Below are 18,404 nucleotides of genomic sequence, written 5' to 3' on the forward strand. Positions count from 1 at the left end.
TATTCAAAATTAATTTAAAAGAACAAGTCATCGTCACTATTTATTAATAGAGGTGTAGCACTTTTGTTTTTTTGGATGAATTTAAAATTTTTAAATAAACAAAACACCTTATTAAGAATAATTAATATAAGCGATGTATATTTTATCTAAAAATTTAAAATATAAGACTTCAATTAATACAGTGTTTATTTTTAAATGATTTCAATTTTTTTAAAACCCGAATAGTAGGAGTCAACAGCCCGATAAAGATATTTACACTGACCTTTGATCTTGATGTCCGTTTCATCCGCTATTGGTGTCGGCCTAAGGCTCCATTACCCATTACGATGTAAGACCCCACTGGTATAACGGTGGGTTAACGCCAAATGAATCAGCGCGGCTGTTCCATGAACACTCAGGTAGGATGGCCAATTTTAGTTGACCACTACACAATCGCATCTACTAAAAGAGTAGTGGCATAACAGGTGGAAATGCGGCAGAACAATGGCTGTTGACGTCAGCCGAGCGCGCTAGTCATGACTAAGAATCGGATTAACCGTCTATGCCAATATTTTCACTAATCCGGTTCTGCTGATTAGCTACTGTGCCCGAAATATTTAAACAGAGACTGAAGAGCGTTATCGAAGTGGCTGATCTAGAAAAGAACGTCTTCTCATGTGGATAATTGCATGGTGTGGACTATCAACAGCAGGGTCGCTCAAAAGCAACTAACCAATATCTATTACATTAGAAGTAGCAAAGCTGGCGATTACTGAAGTTAAAAAGCGAGTCAATCAGGCCAATGTCTTTAAATGCAACTGGACAATTTGGACGCTTTTTCATCTCACCAAGGAGTTCTGATGTAGCGAAAAATCGACCATTTTTTTAGAGGATCTCAGGTTTTTTAAATTATTCGGCTTATTAACAAATGTCTCCAAATTTTCACAGGCATTGATTGTATTTTTAGAAGGACTCGCTCAAACCTAGCTTGCCAAGGCAAACAAAATAGCCGTTAAAGTCAGTTTCACGTTCATATAGCTACACTCTTGTTTATAAAAAATATAGAACTACTCAGCTTTAAGTGATGCTTTTTATGGCTTTAAAATGATCGTTCATCAACGCCCATTTCAGCACCGTTGATGATAGCGAGATGATACCGTTTAAGACATCTCTGCATATGCACCCATTCCGATTATCGATGATTTAAGATAAAATAATAGTGGGGTATGATTGTCTCTAATTTTCTGGCGAGGAACATGTAAGACTTGCTCTATCTTTAAAAATTCAGTACTGGTTTGCCTTAATTGGCTTAGTCTATTGTCATATCTGGGATCAATTGATCTCATCAATTGGGGTGTTGAAATAAATCGGGATTAAAAGACGCCTCCTAATCCACTGAAAGGCCCACCTTGAAACAGGAAAGCGTGATTATGCTGATCGATGAATGCCTGTTTTTCATTCGCATCCCATAAAGCGATTTCTTCTATTAAAGCGACTTGTCCGTTTACAAATAAATGTTCTATCTTATGTTCAGAAGAACTGGCCCCTTTTTTTATTTTGATAGAAAAAGGGGTTCGGGCCTCTTCCTGCGCTGAAAATAAATACATATCTTCATCCTTTTTGACCACTCTGAGATCTTTCAGGGCCATCCCCATCAAGACGATCTCATCGGTTCCCCCACTGTCTTCAATATAGGTGCGATCGTCTTGACGGTGAATGACATAAGTGTCATCTCCCTTCCCTCCTGAAAGGCGGTCGTTTCCTTGGCCGCCATTGAGTTCATCATCCCCTTCTCCTGAAAACAACTGGTCATGACCGGCCCCCCCAAAAAGCTTTTTATTGCCTTTCGGGGCAACAATGGTGTCGTCACCTTCCCCTCCTCTGAGGGTATGTAAACGATCACTGTTGTCGAAAATATTGTCATTGCCTTCCTTGGCATCCAGGGTGTTATCGGCCAGAACATCTCCTCCATAAATCCGCAAAAAATCGGCGTTTTCTGTCGCATTCACGTGGCTCTGAGGATGAAAAAAATAAGGGCGATTCTCCTGATTCAGGGAAATTTCAAATAACTGCTGCTCAACATCCATCAGCATGAGGTGTCGATAAGCCTTGTCGCGTATAAAGTCGAGCAGCTTTATCCTGAGGTTTGTTTGAGGCTCATTCGATGGGCTTAATATCACATGCTGACCGCTGGTTTCGATCTTAAGGTCCTCTATCTTGAACGGTAACATCAGCAGATCGACCTCAAGCTCCGCCTGATCATCCTTATTATCGATAGAGACGGTGCGCTCTGTCTGAGCGCTGTCTTTCATTTGAATCTGATAGATATCCTGACCCTTTCCTCCCCTTAACTTGTCGTTGCCTCTGCTGCTGATCAGCACATTATCCTGCCTGTCGCCATTTAAAATGTCATCAAAAGGCGTATCGTTGAGGACCAACTGGGTATTGAGGCTCAGTCGAAGGGTGTCTTTACCCACACTCACAAAATCCCCGTCAGGGCTTTTGTTGAGGCTCAGTCTGATGTTGTCTGGCTCTTGCATTTTAAAATAGTCTTGATGGGGGGCATCGAGCAGGGTCGTGTACTGGGCCTGGAACCGGGGAATAAAGGGAAACTCTCCTTGAGCATTTTTTTGAATCAACTCAGGAAATTGGGCAAATAAGGAGATGCCATCCGATGTATTGAAAATATAGGCACTGCTTAACAACCACTGGTTTTTCTCTGCCCCCTCGCATTGATACGCATTCTTTATGATGGCAGTCGTTTCTGCCTTATCTTTTGCTTTTAAAAGAATTTGCAGATCATATTGTCCATCATCATTGAGATGAAGTGTAACGTCCTTGATTTCATCATATCTGTACTGAAAAGTGATCAAAGACAGCGACTCCTCTCCGTCGTCATGAAGGCTGACATTCACCGGATGAGGTTGGGTATTTTTCAGGATAATGGTGTGATCAATGCCGGGGCCACCGCTGGCGATGCCCTGTTCCAGGATTAAGGTGTCGTTTCCTCCATGCCCCCAGATTTCATCTCTGCCCCCCAAACCGTTCAGAATATTGTTTTTTTCATTCCCCACTAAATAATCTCGGGTTGTCATATGTCCATGAATATGCTCAATCTCTTTTAAATTCGCTATTAAGGGCCAAAAATTTTCTGTTTGATTGATACGGAACCGCACTTCGTTTTTCTGTAAGTTAATCCCATATCCTTGATAAGGGGTGCCCGTTAAATCGTGCTCCGCGATGATCAGATCTTCTCCCTCACCTCCGTTAAAATAACTTCGCGTCTCAGGCACAGTGGCCGTGAACAAATAAAAGACGTCGGCTTGATTGCCTCCCGTATAATGCTTCGACCCTTGTCCCCCTTTAAAAATATTTTTTCTCCCGGCTCTGCCTCTGGCCCTGTCATTGCCATCCCCCAAATGAAACAAGGCGGTCAGGGGCCCCTGATTCACTCCTCGTTCTATCTTGAAGAGGGTGGCGTTTTGTAAAGGTGGCTCGGGCCTGTCTGAGTGAGAAGTCGCCTCAATGAGGTCGTTTACCCCATGTAGAGGAGAGGCTTCAAAATAATAATGTTCACTGTCCACAATCTCGATGAGATTTTTTTGTACATCGTCAGAAGCAGAATGGTCGGTTAATTTACTTGCTACATCATCAGGATAAATATTATCCTCTAATGTCGTCATGACATCATATGAACCCAGATTATGAATAGGGACATGAAGACGGTTTTTTATGCGAATAATTTTTTTAAAAAAGCGTTTTGTGAGTGTAAAGTCCCCTGCACTGTAGTAGTACTCTGCGATATCCGACCAGGCAGGTTGATCAAACAGGGCCTCTGCCTGTTTGCGTAATTTCCCGTCATAGTCTGCCCGAACCCGAACCCGGGTGCGGGTGCGGGTGCGGGTCTGGTCATATCGCTCCTTGACGGGGGCACTGATATCCAGTCCCAAAAGCGCCCGCCCCAGGTTTTGCCACTTTTCTGTGGTGGTCAATTCAATGTGTTTTTGAAGATCTTCCAGCTGACGAAATCCCGTATAGAGCTGACTGGCGGACAGCAAGACGACCCCCGCCCCCAGGCCGACAGGGCCCGCGAAGGCGGCCAGGGTCGCCGCGGTGGCAGACGCTGTCGTGGCGGCGATCAGATACCCCATCGCCACAGAAATGGAGAGCAGTGCCCCAGCCCCAGAAAGCGTCGCGTGCACAATCAAATCCTGCCTCTTGTCACGATCCGCCGTGCCAGATAACGCCTTCAATGCATTCACCCCCTCATAAATATCAAATCCGGCATTAAAAATGGGTAAAATAGGGGCACCGTATCGGGTTAAGAGCCGCCCCAGGTCAAACTGTATTTTTTTGATACCAGAATACAACATCCCATGTTGACTCATTTTATTTAAATGCGTTCCCCATTGATGTAACGCCAGCCCGGCCAGATCCGTCAACATATTCGCACTTAAAGCGGCTTTGAGCAGGGTCAGTTGTCCGTTGAAATGGGTTCTCTGTTCCTGGGTTAAATGGATATTGTGCAGAAGTTCACTGACTGTGATCCATTCACGAAACGCCAGCCAGTACGCATAAAATTGCATTGAATGATGGAGACGGGTCATGATTTTTGCATGATGAGGGGAGGATAACGTTTTCAGGAGGCTCGTCTTTTTGACGCCGTCGGAAGAAGACTGAAAGGACTCTCTTGCGAGTAATGCTTTTAAAGCAGTGGCGTCCATTTTGTCTTCCATATTCCCACCCATTAAGAAATTCCCTTGAGAAGCCTGCTGTGATTTTTTTCTCAATATGTCTATCGCGGTTTTAAAATGGGGATCGGAAATCTCTGTTTCAGAGAAATAAGAGGTTAATTTTTGAGCATGAAACTGCAGATCAGAGAAAGAAAATTCCGTCTGTTTAAAATCACGGGATGACAGGGTTCTGTTTTTTTTCATTACCCCCATTTTATCCATCAGGGCAGGCGCAAAAGACAGTCCTTCCATCGTGACTTCAGGCAATTTTTCAATCCACTTTTTTTCAGCGGTATAACCGGCCATCAAGGTATTGAAGTGGTCCAGCTCTGTCTTTGTTGATGAGGTCAGACGATCGAGATGGGCTTCCTTGATGGTGAAGCGGTAATGCCCTTCGAACTGTGTAAAACCATACAGCTCTCCCCGGGTTTGATGACCATCGACCTTACAATCCAGATACGCTTTCAGAAACCGGGTCAATCGATGAGGGCTGGTTTTTTTTTGTTGAATGATTTCCCCAAAATTCGGATCATAGAGCGTGAGCTTCTCTTCCTTGATGGTGAATCCCAGGAGGTGTTTATCAGACAGTATCCAGTAAAACCCCTTTTTTTGAGGTAATTCGACCGTCAAAGCGTCATTGGTTTGAAAAAAATGGGGATCATTTTTTTCTATCTTCTGTCTTAAGGAGGAAAATTTTTCGTTGAAGGCGCTTAATCGATGCTCATCTTCCTGATTGAGCGGGATATCTGATTTTTGATGATTCAGGAAAGTATGGGTGCTGATGGCATTTGAAAAAAAGTCGGCCTCTCCCTGAGCCCTCATTTGATTTTTCATCCATAAAAGGCCCAGGGTATGGGTATCCCGATGTGAATCTTGATAGCCATTAAAAACATACACCGTTTGAGCAATGGCGCGTAAAGAAAAATCGGGATGATTTTCCTTGAACAATAAAGAAATCAAATCCAGGGTGTGTTTATTTTTAAGGATGTTGGCTTGAGAACAGATTTCCAGTGCCTGCTGATCGGTGACCTGCGTGAATTTACCGTGAAGGCTCTCCATCATTAATAACTTTTTCGCTTGAGACATCCATTGCTGATTTTCCCTGATATTGAAAATCACCGACATCAAGGCGTATTTATCCAAACCATTCTGGTCATTTTGAAAAAATCCTTTGAATAACTGATGCATGCCTCCATCCTGCGCAATAAAATCATACGCCAACCTCCCCTCAGCAATTTTACTGATGAGGGTGATGGCCTGTCTGACCCTACCAGACAGCGTGTCAGCAGGGGTTAAATCACTGATCAGCTGCACATTGAAGGGGCCCTGAATGAGCTCATCATTGAGTATCAATTGACCGCGGCTGTCGATTCGTTTATTCATCAACTGACGTATTTCATTCCATGAATGAAAGGGTAATATGAGTCTTTTTTCTGTATTTTGATAAAAAATTTTGAGTTCAATTTGATGGATTTTTTTTCTTTTTTTATCTTGAATATAGCCTGTAATCTGCGCTTCAATGTCCTCACTCAGCCGGAATTTTTTATTTTGTCTGTGTAAATTAAACAAAGAAAGTATTAAATAATGCTCTTGATAATCAAATATTTTTCTCCAGGGCGTCTTGTCAATATCATTTTTTCTGGAAACGAACGGGGTGTAAACAATAGTTGCATTTTTGATATTCTTTAAATCAGAAAAATCATATCTTCTTTTTTCAGTCCCTGGGATCACACTATAAAAAAGAGTATGACTCATAAAATAATGCCATTGTTCATAATGTTCAAAAGAGAAGGCGCCGATATTCGGATCAAAGAATGTCCAGTAATGTTTATTGTTCTTTTTAATAAAACTGACGGCCATGGCATGCTGGCCAATACAGAGTAAATAATATTTATTTTCATTGAGATCTTTGAGTTGATGAAGAAAATGTAAATAGGAAATGTGGATACGTGAACTCAAATGCGTGATCATGTTAGTCTGCTGAATATCAAATTTTAAGCCACTGGCCTCGACACTGTCTGCGTACTCTTGACGAGCTTGAATAAACAAATCTTGAGTATAATTTCTCAAATCTTTGTTACGTTGAGACGATGTAGAATCTGTAGGGCTTTTTAACTCCTTTTTTAATTCTCTGGCGGCGATTTCCATCTCCTGGCTGCTGTTGAGGGCGACCAGCTTTTCAAGTTCCGTGGATAAATGTTGACGACGATAGTGATTGAGGATTTTTTTCTGAACAGCATCAATATCTTCCACGTCTTTTGTGGTGAGGGCGGCATCAGTTTCACTGTTCACCAGATTTTTTAACCAAAACAGATAATTTTTACCGCCCCTCATAGGATGATGGCGTTCTTCAATCAGATAGCGAATCGATAAGGCCAGACATAACCCCTTTTTTTCATAATAGGGCGATAATTGTTTGATCAGATCAATTCTGTCTCTGGTTTTGATGCCAAAATAATCGTATTGATTAAATGTAAAAAAATGAGAGGGTGGAATGAAAGTCGTTGAATACTTCTGAGGCATAAAGTCACTTCCTTGTGATGTGTGAATGTCAATAAAAATCAATGAATGTCGCTTTAAGCAATATTAATGGTTAATTTTATGATGTAAACCTATCAATCTCCCTGTTCTTCATCGACGTTATACTTCGCATCATCGTTCGCTTATTTAAGCTGTTTCATCTGAGCCCAGAAAAAGCTCGTCAATGGGATGAAAAAGAAATGTCTGAAGGCGTGCGCCCCTCTCAACGAATGTACCTAGTGAAACAGCACCAGGCATTAAGAGATTTCGTTGAGATAGCGGGGTTTAATTCCACCACTGGCCAAGGCTTTGCGACAGAAGAAACATTAATGGCCGCCATTGAACATCTCATTGAGGAGGATAAAATGGACTTATTCAACAACTGGTACCGTTTTGAAGGGTAGATCAATCCCTTCAGCCGAAAATTGAACCCTGTCAACAAAAAATCACGACTGACTTGAGCGATAAGGGGACTTGAACTCCAATAAAGAGATCGCGACAAAGTTGTGCTTATCTCATAGAACTATCGAGAATAGATTACAAAGAATTTATGAAAAAACAGGGGTCACTTCGCTCTCTGGATTGATAGAATATTGTCACACAAATGGACTCAATCACTATGTTCCGAAAAATTTGTTGAGACAAGGGGTACAATTTTTTTGGTAATGCGGAGGGTTTCTCTGTGGATGTATATAAAATCAGCCGTGTTAATCACATTCTAATAAAAACTTCGTTGAAGATAAAAATGGAATTAGGGAGAAGTGTAAACCCGATTTTTTTATCCACATAAGACTCTCTTCATAAACGCCAGTTCCTGCATAGTGTCGTCATGAAATATTGAGCCATAGCGACAGGCATCGAATTTGTACAGCATCATTTTTTCATCAATACGCTGATTTTTAAGAATATTATTTTTTGGTTTCTCTAATTTTGCTATTGCTGCCTTATTTTTCTCTTTCAGTTGCTCCATATCTAAGTTGAATTTTAAGGACTCTCTTTTTCTTTCTGCTTTTTCTTTTATAAGATTCAATACGTTGCTTACTACTTTCAATTGACTTTTGAAATTCTGCCATCAAAGCATTGTGTCCTTGAACAACGCATAATCCCTACACCATGATACGCCTGCACCCTGACATTACTAACGCCTTCTCGAGCAAAAACATTTGCCATATTTTGTCCAAGTGGACTTTTTCCATCTAAAGTTTTTGAGTTGGCTAATAATGCTTTTTTATCAAAAGAAGTCTCTGTTTCTCTATCAGCGCCACTACAAGAAAGCAAGCGGACATCTATTAGGCGAGTGGCTTGTTCTATCTTTACATTTAATCAAAAAAATAAATCATAAAAATATCAGTAAATAACTTAAATATTGTTGTGACGAGATTAAAAACACGAGAATGGAATTGTTTTGAAGGTAAAATTAAAGAAGGGATAGTTTTCAGAACCCTAAAAAAGAAAATCCGCCGGGGTGCCAGATGCCGGTGCTTACTTTAATCCCCCTGATGCTTAAGGCCACTTTATTTCCCCTTCGAGGGGTCGCGATGCGATGAAGGCGATGCTGTATAGGCTTTCGAAGCGGAGAGGGGACGATGATGGTTTGAGTTGTCTTTTGCCTGAGCCTTTGTTTTTCTCGGCAGAGCGCTTGAAGAAACCCAAACCCTTCACGCTTGGAAAACCTAGCGCGTCCGACCCCAAGGTGGGGGAAGTTAGAGTGGCCTGAAGCCGCTAAGGGGTAGGATAATGAGCTCTAACTGATTACTTTTTGAGGTCTAATAATGCTTCCCCAGCAGCAAAACAGCGGTTGAAAATCTCGTCCATTTTTCTTTTATCTTCAGGTGTCATGGGTGGAATTTTTGTGGGATCTGTTTTGGGATCTGTGACACAATTGGTCACTTTGTTTATTTGAGTGGCGATGCCAACAGGTCTGCCTTTTGAGTCATTGTAAACTTTATCATCTTTAAGTAAGGGCTGATTTGCATCAGACGGATTAACATTCATATAAAAACGCCTAAAATTTAAAACGTGTTTGCGATGCCACTGTGAACAAAATCAATATGATGATTCCCCTCTCTGCTATTGAACGTTTTTTTGGCAAAATAAAAAAACACAAAAGCAGGGCTTTACGCTTTTATAAACTTGATGTCACCTTCTTTTCTTTCTTCGCCATTGCTTGGATTAAAATCTTTAATTGACTTTGTTAACACTTCCATAGCTGATAATCAAGATTATTTTACCCCGCACTGTATCCACTGCTAATTAATTTAATTAATAAATTAAAAATTACAAAAAGAAACTTTATTTGACGTTTCTTTAAATTAAATTTAATAAAATCTTTTTGAATTAAAAAGGCCAAAATTAAAAACTAAATTATTAAATTTTAAATTTTAAATTTTAAATTACAGAAGAATGACACACTATAAAGAGTGATTTTTTATCATGCCAGGTAATATATTTGGAATAAGAAATGCGCACCATATAAATCAAGTTCTGCCTAAAACAGAAGATAATCCTAAGAAAAGGTTAGCCTGTGTTTCAGTCACTAATACGCCTGTGGCTCTTAAACAAAAAACCAGTAAGGGTCTTATTAACAAAAAGCAATTTATTAAAAATATAAAATGGCTTTTAACCACTCCAGCAAAGAAAAAAGCAATCAAACAACAACAAGCACAACAACAAGCACAACAACAAGCACAACAACAAGCACAACAACAAATAAATCATTACTATCAAGAATTAGATGGAATTGAAAACAAAGAGTATTCATTTGATTTCAACCAAGGTCCTGCTTTACTTCATAAGCTTAAGGATATCATCCCAGAAATAGCTGAAGTATTAATGACTAATGGTGATAAGAAAAACGCAGAAAATTTCTTGCAAGGACTCTGTCTTGGTTTATCTGCACGTTATCTCATGGAAGAACGGGTTCATGGACCAGGCGGTGGGAGGAAGTATATGCTCATGCTTGAGTATATTGCGGATCAATATTCCAAAACAGTTTCAAGGAAAGACGCCAGCATTAATGCTGTAAAAAATCAGTTACTTAATCGTTACTACCGTCAGTTATTAGGTCCCATGCTTAAAGATGTATTATCGCTACACTTTAGTCAGTGCTTACCTTTAAACAGCGATGCGGCCAAAAAAGCCTACATTGATCAGTTGAATAAAAGTGGGCTTTTTTCAAATCACAAGATTAACCATTCCACAAAAGATTTTTGCATTGATAGCTATCAATCCTTTATGGATAGACTACGCCAAATCAATAAAAACACTTTTATTCATTTCGGGTCACCGAATCACGCTATGGTTATTAGCATCCATAAAAAAAACAAAGAAGATCCCGGCATCTGGTCATTTTACGATCCTAACAAAGGTACCAAGGCAGTGAACACCTACAAGGATTTTCGAGATTTTATGGATAACTTACATGAAGTTTGGCCAGCGTTTGGATATAACTTTACACAACCGAGCCAGGATTATTTAGTTTATTATAATGAATTTTTTGAAGGAGAGTTTGACGAAAAAGAAATTATTGATGCCAATAGCTGGAAAGTGGCTTGGCATAATGAATCAAGCTACTTATTCCGTGCCTTGAAAGAACAAAACATCTCCTTTAAATTAGAAAAAGAGATGACTGGAAAGGTCACTGATTATACTTTAACCAAGGATGATAATGGGTTTGAACAAATCCAGTCAGTGACATTTCAGCTTACTGATAAGGAGAATAAACAAACCTCGATTACCTTTCCGGGTATAACGAATTTTGATCAAGCAATCAATCAATTGAAAGGCTATGCAACTGATGGTGAAACATTTTTCCGAACACTAAAAGAACAGCAGACTTTGGTTGCGTTTAAAACAGTAACAGCAAAGGTGATTGATTATGTTCTCATAGCAGACGATAAAGATAAAATTCAATCAGTCACATTTGAAATTAATGATAAAAAGGGCAACAAGATAAACACAGTGATAAACGTTACATATCCTAATCAAAATACATTTGAGCAAGTGAAGGTTAATTTATTAGCAAATGTCAATAAAATTATCGAAAATTCTGGCAACGATTCGAATATCATTGAAACCAGTGATTGGTTCTCTCAATTGTGATTGAAATCGTATTTTTAAATATAAAAACGCTGAAGAACCGACAAAAGTAGTCTATGCTATGCTCCATCATTTTTTAGGTGAATAGTGAAGTGAAAACGAAATGGACAAGACGCGCTGACTTTTTAACCCAGATGAATGTGATTACCATTAGGGAAAAAATTCTGTCTAAACTCAGTCTTCATTATCAGATTATTTTTAGAAATGACACTGTTCGCGCCTAATATCAAATTTATTTCTCAGTTCTTCAGCGTTTCCCTATCAATTAAAACATGAATAAAATGGAAAAGATTTTCTATGAGTCATTTTTTTGCACATTTATCCAGGTTAAAGCTCATTAATCGTTGGCCATTAATGCGTAATGTACGTACTGAAAATGTTTCTGAACACAGTTTACAAGTTGCTTTTGTCGCTCATGCCATCGCTATCATCAAAAATCGTCAATTCAAAGGCCATCTCAATGTTGAACGTATTGCATTATTAGCGATCTACCATGATGCCAGTGAAGTGATCACGGGTGACCTTCCTACACCCATCAAATATTATAATGATGATATTTCTGATGCGTATAAAAAAATAGAAAAAATCGCACAACAACAATTGATCAACATGTTACCCGTTGAGTTACAAGAAGATTTTCACAGTTTATTAGATGACAGCTACCAAACTGAAGAAGAAAAAATGTTAATAAAACAGGCCGATTCTTTATGCGCTTATATCAAATGTTTAGAGGAATTATCAGCAGGTAACAACGAGTTTATTCAAGCAAAAAAACGGCTAGAAAAAAAACTCAAAATGATAAATAGTCCTGAAATGGATTATTTTATGAACCACTTTCTTCCTAGTTTTTCGTTATCTCTGGATCAAATCAGTGAGCAAAATTCTGAATAAACTGCTTAGAAAACCTACTGACCTCTTCTAAAAAAGAGGATTTATAAATCACCCAAAAAAGTTTTATCGAGTTTTTTAAAAATGCATTTTATAAGATCAGCTAAGGATTGATAGCCAAGGAGCGGTTCGATCGCCATCATTTGCCTCTTTTAAATTGAGAAACTTGAATCTCACTGATTATGATCTTTTAACACAAATCAGAAACTGTCCTGAACGCTACATTTTTATAAAAAAGAAAATAATTTTGTAAAACTTTTTTTCAAAAAGATTATCGCTTGATTTTTATTAATTTATTGTTATTAAAAATATTTTTTAATCAGGACAGAATAACATCAATCTAAAAAGAAACCCTTTCTAGCTTGGCTTTTGAGCATTTATTTATGGATAATACACAAGGTTATCCACAGGAATGGTGGATAACTCTATTCCCTCTATCTGTGATTAAAACTGATAAAAATACTTAATTTTTTTTACAAAAATTTTTTTATTTTTTAAAATTTTTTCATATTAATTTGAATTTTTTTATTCATATTTGTGATATTAACTGTCTTGCTTATTAGATTAATAAAGACTACCCGGTTCATTCATTAAAATCACGTTTTAATATTATTCATTTAATAAACAAATATTGAGATAATCAGCAAGATGATTTTTTTTTGTATCCTTCAAATCAATAGGAAGGTAAGGGATCACACCTAATAATGGCGATGCTAATCTTTTTTCCAAGCTTGAGAGATATTCTTCCTGGCGATCCATAGCGGGGGAAAGTGTGTTGGCTATCCAGCCCGCTAATGGAAGATTCGCTTGACGAATGGCCTGATCTGTAAGGAGCGCGTGATTAAGGCAGCCCAGTTTTAACGCCACCACCATGATCACTTTTAACTTTTCTTTTTGAACCCAGTCTGCAAAGGTGATGCTGTCCGATAGAGGCGTGAACCAACCGCCAGCTCCTTCAATGCATATCCAATCGGCTGAACGTTCTAATTGCCTCAATCCCTGAGATAAGTCAGAGAGGGTGATTTTTTTTCTTTCTGATCGGCTGGCAATATGAGGAGCTGTAGCCTCTAAAAAGGTGATGGGGTTGACCTGTTCATACGTAAATTTTTGAGTGCTATAGGCTTGCAAAAATATCGCGTCTTGATTTCTGAGTCCCTCTGGCGTCATTTGGCTTCCTGAAGCGACTGGTTTATATCCCGCGGTAAGATGGCCTTGTTGAGCCGCGGCTTGCAATAATGCGCAGCTGGCAAAGGTTTTACCCACATGTGTATCTGTCCCGGTTATAAACCAAGACTTAATCACGATAAATAATCCCATACACTAATTGATAACTGAGCGGATACTCTCCGAACTTGACAGGATAAGCGTTTTCCAGTTTTTGGATGCGTGCACGACTGCTTAAGCCCACTTTACGCCCTCGATGTAAATGAGTCGCCCCAACACCTCTTAAAGACTGTATGAGTGATCTCAGATCAGGAAAACACACTTTAGATAAGCACATTTTTAATTCAGAGTGATAAGGAGTACAGATCTGCTGGATTTCCTCGAAGGATAAAAAACGATTAATATGTGGTTCCTCATCCACCTTTTGCCACGCTTGAGCAAGTTCTTTAAGGGAACCCATGGCCAGAGTTGAAAATAAAATCACGCCCCCAGATCGAGTCACTCGATGAAATTCTGCTAAAACTACTTTTAAATCATCACACCATTGAATCGCCATATTACTAAAACACAGATCTATTTTTTGATCTAAAATAGGCAGATGTTCAATATCTGCTAATAAATAAGCCTGTGCCGCTGATTTTTTCTTCGCTTTTTTCAACATCTCAAAAGACAAATCCAGTGACAATACCCTGTTTCCCTTTTGGCGCCAAAATTGACTGAAATATCCTGTACCGCAACCCGCATCAAGCACCCAAGACTTTTTAATATCTCCGGTCATCTGTAACAAACGAAAGCCCACCTCTTTTTGCAATGAAGCGGCTTGCTCATAGCTATGAGCAGCTCGGCTGAAGGCTGAAGCAATAGCGGTTTTATTAACCGATTCAATGAAAAAATTTTTTGAGATCATAATAAAACCAAGTGAACTCCTTCCAATAACCGATCAATATCATCAAATTCCTGTGCTGCAGTGATCGTAATACGCAGTCTTTCTGTCCCCTTCGGCACTGTAGGAGGGCGTATTGCAGGCACCCATAGCCCATAATCACGTAATTTCAGTGCCACTTCTTGTATTGATGGTCGATGTTTAAAAAAAATGGGTTGAATAGCAGAATCGCTACAAGTGCTCAATAGATTCCTGAAACCCTGCATTCCCTGGCGAAATCGCACAATATTTGCTTGAAGCTGTTGACGCAAATGATTCCCTTCTCGCACGCATTTTAACGCCACCGACAACGCGTAAGCCTGAGCTGGCGGCATCGCCGTGCTGTAGATTAAATGTCGTGAAAATTGTAAGAAGTACTGTGCAAGATCTTCTGAGCACAAAATCGCAGCACCACTTAAACCAAAGGCTTTTCCAAAAGTGACCACCAGCAGTTCCGGTTTGACTCCCTCTTGCCAGCAACTCCCTCTCCCTTCTACGCCTTTTACGCCTATACCATGCGCATCGTCTACTAATAATAGGGCACCCGCCGCGCTACTGTGTTGATGTAAGAGGCCCAGAGACGCTGAATCTCCGTCCATACTAAACAGACCCTCGGTGATCACTAAGGTCTCTCCAGAGCAAGGCTTTTTTAAGTGTTTTTGTAATGAATCGATTTGATTATGCTCAAAGCGAAAAAATCGAGTAGCGGAATAGAGCATTCCTTCCAGTAAAGAAGCATGGCTCAAACGATCCGCCAAAACCCGATCGCCTGGCTCCAGCAGCGCAGCCAATAAAGCTTGATTGGCACTATAGCCAGAAGTAAACAACAGTGCGCGCGGGTAACCCAGCCAGTCTGAGAGAGTTTCTTCAAACACAGCATGAGGCTTTGTATATCCTGTAATATGCCCCGATCCGCCACTGACGACGCCATACTGTTCTGCTCCTTTTTGCCAGGCTTTGATCACTTCTTTATTCTGGCTGAGCCCCAAATAATCATTGCTTGAAAAATTGAGATAGCGCCGATCGTTGATCTGTAACCACCGACCTGTACCTGTTTGATTAACGAACCGAGTGCGATAAAGCCCCTGATACCGCCTTTTTTGTAAGGCCTGATCTATTTTTTTCAGCCAGCTCATTTAAATGGCTGCATTATAAAAAAAAGAAGAGGCATCTTCTTTTTGCTCAACTTCCTGGTTTTGTGCAAAAAGAGACGAGTTTTCTGAGAGGGTGTTGACGAAAATTTTTTCAGGCGGAGCGGTTTTTACTTGAGTCCATTGTGGATTTAATCCTAGTTGACGAAACAACTGTACATCCTTGTCTTCCGATGGATTTGACGTGGTCAGCAATTTACTGCCATAAAAAATCGAATTGGCGCCGGCCATAAAACACAGGGCTTGTGTTTGTTCGTTCATTTTTTCTCTGCCTGCAGAGAGACGAACATAAGAAGCAGGCATCATAATACGCGCAACCGCGATGGTCCGTATAAAATCAAACACATCCAAATCTTCTTTATGCTCAAAAGGGGTTCCCTTCACCTTGACCAGCATATTAATAGGGATACTTTCAGGCGGAGGCGATAAATTTGCGAGCTGTACCAACAAACCGGCGCGGTCTTTGGGGCTTTCTCCCATCCCAATAATCCCTCCAGAACACACTTTAATCCCTGCTTGACGGACTTCATCCAAGGTATCGAGACGCTCTTGATAGGTACGGGTTGTGATCACACTCGAATAAAATTCAGGAGAAGTATCTAAATTATGATTGTAGTAATCCAAACCGGCGTTCGCGAGGCGATCTGCCTGGGTTTTGTCCAAGGTTCCAAGTGTCATACAGGTTTCCATCCCCATGGCTTTCACCCCTTTCACCATCTGTTCTAGATAGGGCATATCCCTGGGATGAGGATTTTTCCAGGCCGCACCCATACAAAAACGAGTCGCCCCTGCGGCTTTAGCTTGACGCGCTGAAGCCAGAACCTGTTCCACCTGCATTAATTTTTCGCTTTTAAGACCCGTGCGATAACGCGCACTTTGCGGACAATATTTACAATCTTCAGGGCAGGCACCGGTTTTTATAGATAATAAAGTGCTAATTTGTACCTGCTGGGGATCAAAATGTTGACGATGAATCTGCTGGGCAGTGAATAAAAGCTCAAGCAGGGGTTGCTCAAAAAACGCCTGAGCTTTTTGCAAGGTCCATGTTACCTGTTTTGGCATCTGGCTTCTCCAAAAGAAATAATAGAAAAAGTCTGAGCAGTTTAATTGACATCTGACCAGTTTGCGACGTGAAAGTGGGCTCCTGTAAAATAAAAAGGATTGGTTAAAGAAAAAACAACTCGATCATGAAATATTCCCAAACTGGAGGCGATTAAGTTGAGCATAAGCGCCTTTTTGAGCCAGCAATTCAAAATGTCGCCCTCGTTCAATAATACAACCATTTTCTATCACCAAAATTTCATCTGCCTTCTCAATCGTTGATAACCGATGAGCAATCACTAACGAAGTCCGATTTTTTTTTAATTGTTCCAAGGCTTCTTGAATAATTCCTTCTGACTCTGTATCTAGCGCTGAAGTGGCTTCATCAAGAATCAAGATGGGGCAATCACGTAATACCGCTCGTGCGATCGCGATGCGCTGACGCTCTCCTCCTGACAACATAACCCCGTTTTCTCCAATAAGAGTATGGAGTCCTCGATCCATTTTTTTAATAAAATCAATAGCATGAGATACACGTGCAGCTTTTTCTATTTCTTCATCACTGTAGTGTTCATTAAAAGGGTAAGTAATATTATTTGCTACCGTATCATTAAAAAGATGAATATTTTGAGACACTAATGCAATCTGATTACGTAAAGACCTCAGCTTATAATCACGCAAATCACAACCGTCTACTAAAATATGACCAGAACTGACATCGTAAAAACGAGTTAATAGGTTAGCAATAGTGGATTTACCTGAACCAGAGCGACCTACTAAAGCCACCATTTTCCCGGATTCAAGATGTAGATTGATGTCAATAAGGGTCGGGGTATTTTTCCCCGTATAATAAAAAGTGACATTACGAAATTCAATTTCACCTTTTGATCGTTTGATTTCTAATGTTCCTGAATCTTGCTCTTGTTGCATATCCAAAATGGAAAATAGAGTTTGACAGGCGGCCATGCCTTTCTGGAATTGAGCATTCACATTCGTTAAAGATTTCAGAGGACGCATTAAAGCTATCATGGAGGAAAAAACCACGGTAATGGTACCCGCTGTTAAGGTTTCCATTATTGAAGGAAAACTCGCTGCATATAAGACAAACGCCAATGCAAAAGAAGCAATTAACTGAATGATAGGATCAGAGATGGATGAAGCTGAAACCATTTTCATGCCTTGTTGCCTCATATCATTGCTAACCTTATTAAATCGCTCTCTTTCCGTTTTTTGGCCACCGAAGATCAACACTTCTTTGTGCCCCTTAAGCATTTGTTCTGCAGTAGCAGTGACTTGACCCATCGTATTTTGCATATCTTTGCTGATGTTTCTAAAACGTTTAGATACTATTCGTATGATGATTGAAACAATAGGGGCAATAACAATAAGGATCACTGATAATTGCCAGCTGTAATAAAACATCATGACAAATAGACCAGTAATAGAGGCCCCTTCTCTCACGAGGGTAATTAAAGCACTGGAAGCAGAAGAGGCGACCTGTTCTGAATCATAAGTAATCCTGGACAATAAAGTGCCAATAGACTGCTGATCAAAAAATGTGACTGGCATGGCCATCATATGGCTAAATAAACGGCGCCTGATATTCATGACGACTTTTCCTGATACCCAGGAAATACAATAATTTGAAATAAAGCTTGTCGTGCCACGCATAAACATTAAAGCAATAATCATCAATGGCATCCAAGTCATTATTGTACTATTCGTTTTACCAAACCCATCATCTAATAAAGGCTTTAGCAATGACAACATGAAAGTATCACAGCCCGCATTAACAATTAATGCGACAACGGCAACGATTAAACCCATTTTAAAAGGATTTATGGTTGGCCAAAGGCGACGAAAGGTTTGCCACGTAGAGAGATCTTGATCAGTTATCATTAAAATATC

13 protein-coding genes are annotated in these 18,404 nt (G+C 39.9%); 4 read left to right on the forward strand and 9 right to left on the reverse strand.

The window, feature by feature from the left end; all coding sequences use genetic code 11:
• Positions 1-1,352: 1,352 nt before the first annotated feature.
• Positions 1,353-7,235, reverse strand: coding sequence for a YopT-type cysteine protease domain-containing protein (locus HDEF_RS05425; RefSeq protein WP_044612315.1), 5,883 nt, complete (start codon positions 7,233-7,235; stop codon positions 1,353-1,355).
• A 227-nt stretch (positions 7,236-7,462) separates the two neighbouring features.
• Between HDEF_RS05425 and HDEF_RS05430 the strand changes: the two genes are divergently transcribed.
• Together HDEF_RS05430 and HDEF_RS11515 are read left to right on the forward strand one after the other, a co-directional pair.
• A complete protein-coding gene (locus HDEF_RS05430; RefSeq protein ID WP_425475038.1) occupies positions 7,463-7,636 on the forward strand; it encodes a hypothetical protein in 174 nt (57 codons plus the stop codon).
• Positions 7,637-7,706: 70 nt separating this feature from the next.
• Positions 7,707-7,898 carry a response regulator transcription factor gene (locus HDEF_RS11515; RefSeq protein ID WP_015873641.1) on the forward strand — a complete coding sequence of 64 codons (192 nt, stop codon included), beginning with the start codon at positions 7,707-7,709 and terminating at the stop codon, positions 7,896-7,898.
• A gap of 112 nt (positions 7,899-8,010) precedes the next feature.
• Here HDEF_RS11515 and HDEF_RS05435 read toward each other — a convergent pair whose 3' ends face one another.
• The 3 genes from HDEF_RS05435 to HDEF_RS05445 all read right to left on the reverse strand — a co-directional run bounded on the left by HDEF_RS05435 (position 8,011) and on the right by HDEF_RS05445 (position 9,227).
• Positions 8,011-8,262 (reverse strand): hypothetical protein, encoded by a 252-nt coding sequence (locus tag HDEF_RS05435; RefSeq protein WP_123875459.1) that lies wholly within the window; start codon positions 8,260-8,262, stop codon positions 8,011-8,013.
• A 17-nt stretch (positions 8,263-8,279) separates the two neighbouring features.
• Positions 8,280-8,510, reverse strand: coding sequence for a hypothetical protein (locus HDEF_RS05440; RefSeq protein ID WP_015873643.1), 231 nt, complete (start codon positions 8,508-8,510; stop codon positions 8,280-8,282).
• Between the two features lie 474 nt (positions 8,511-8,984).
• Entirely contained in the window at positions 8,985-9,227 is a 243-nt protein-coding gene (locus tag HDEF_RS05445; protein ID WP_015873644.1) for a hypothetical protein, read from the reverse strand.
• 438 nt (positions 9,228-9,665) lie between these two features.
• Here HDEF_RS05445 and HDEF_RS05455 point away from each other — a divergent pair, with 438 nt between their 5' ends.
• A complete protein-coding gene (locus HDEF_RS05455; protein WP_015873647.1) occupies positions 9,666-11,333 on the forward strand; it encodes a hypothetical protein in 1,668 nt (555 codons plus the stop codon).
• A gap of 294 nt (positions 11,334-11,627) precedes the next feature.
• A complete protein-coding gene (gene yfbR, locus HDEF_RS05460; RefSeq protein WP_015873649.1) occupies positions 11,628-12,221 on the forward strand; it encodes a 5'-deoxynucleotidase in 594 nt (197 codons plus the stop codon).
• A 606-nt stretch (positions 12,222-12,827) separates the two neighbouring features.
• Here the strand turns inward: yfbR and bioD are convergent.
• The 5 genes from bioD to msbA form a co-directional block, all read right to left on the reverse strand.
• Positions 12,828-13,535: a dethiobiotin synthase gene (gene bioD / locus HDEF_RS05465; protein WP_015873653.1), complete on the reverse strand. Its 708-nt coding sequence runs from the start codon at positions 13,533-13,535 to the stop codon at positions 12,828-12,830.
• Positions 13,513-14,289, reverse strand: a complete 777-nt coding sequence (gene bioC, locus HDEF_RS05470; protein ID WP_015873654.1) for a malonyl-ACP O-methyltransferase BioC — start codon at positions 14,287-14,289, stop codon at positions 13,513-13,515. Before bioC ends, bioD begins: the two co-directional genes overlap by 23 nt.
• Entirely contained in the window at positions 14,286-15,440 is a 1,155-nt protein-coding gene (locus tag HDEF_RS05475; protein ID WP_015873655.1) for an 8-amino-7-oxononanoate synthase, read from the reverse strand. The genes bioC and HDEF_RS05475 overlap by 4 nt, the downstream gene beginning before the upstream one ends.
• Positions 15,441-16,517: a biotin synthase BioB gene (gene bioB, locus HDEF_RS05480; protein WP_015873656.1), complete on the reverse strand. Its 1,077-nt coding sequence runs from the start codon at positions 16,515-16,517 to the stop codon at positions 15,441-15,443.
• Positions 16,518-16,640: 123 nt separating this feature from the next.
• On the reverse strand, positions 16,641-18,395 hold the full coding sequence (gene msbA, locus HDEF_RS05485) for a lipid A ABC transporter ATP-binding protein/permease MsbA (RefSeq protein WP_015873657.1): 1,755 nt from the start codon (positions 18,393-18,395) through the stop codon (positions 16,641-16,643).
• Between the last annotated feature and the right edge of the window lie 9 nt (positions 18,396-18,404).

The sequence above is a fragment of the Candidatus Hamiltonella defensa 5AT (Acyrthosiphon pisum) genome, assembly GCF_000021705.1.
In the GTDB taxonomy this organism is placed as follows: Bacteria; Pseudomonadota; Gammaproteobacteria; order Enterobacterales; family Enterobacteriaceae; genus Hamiltonella; species Hamiltonella defendens.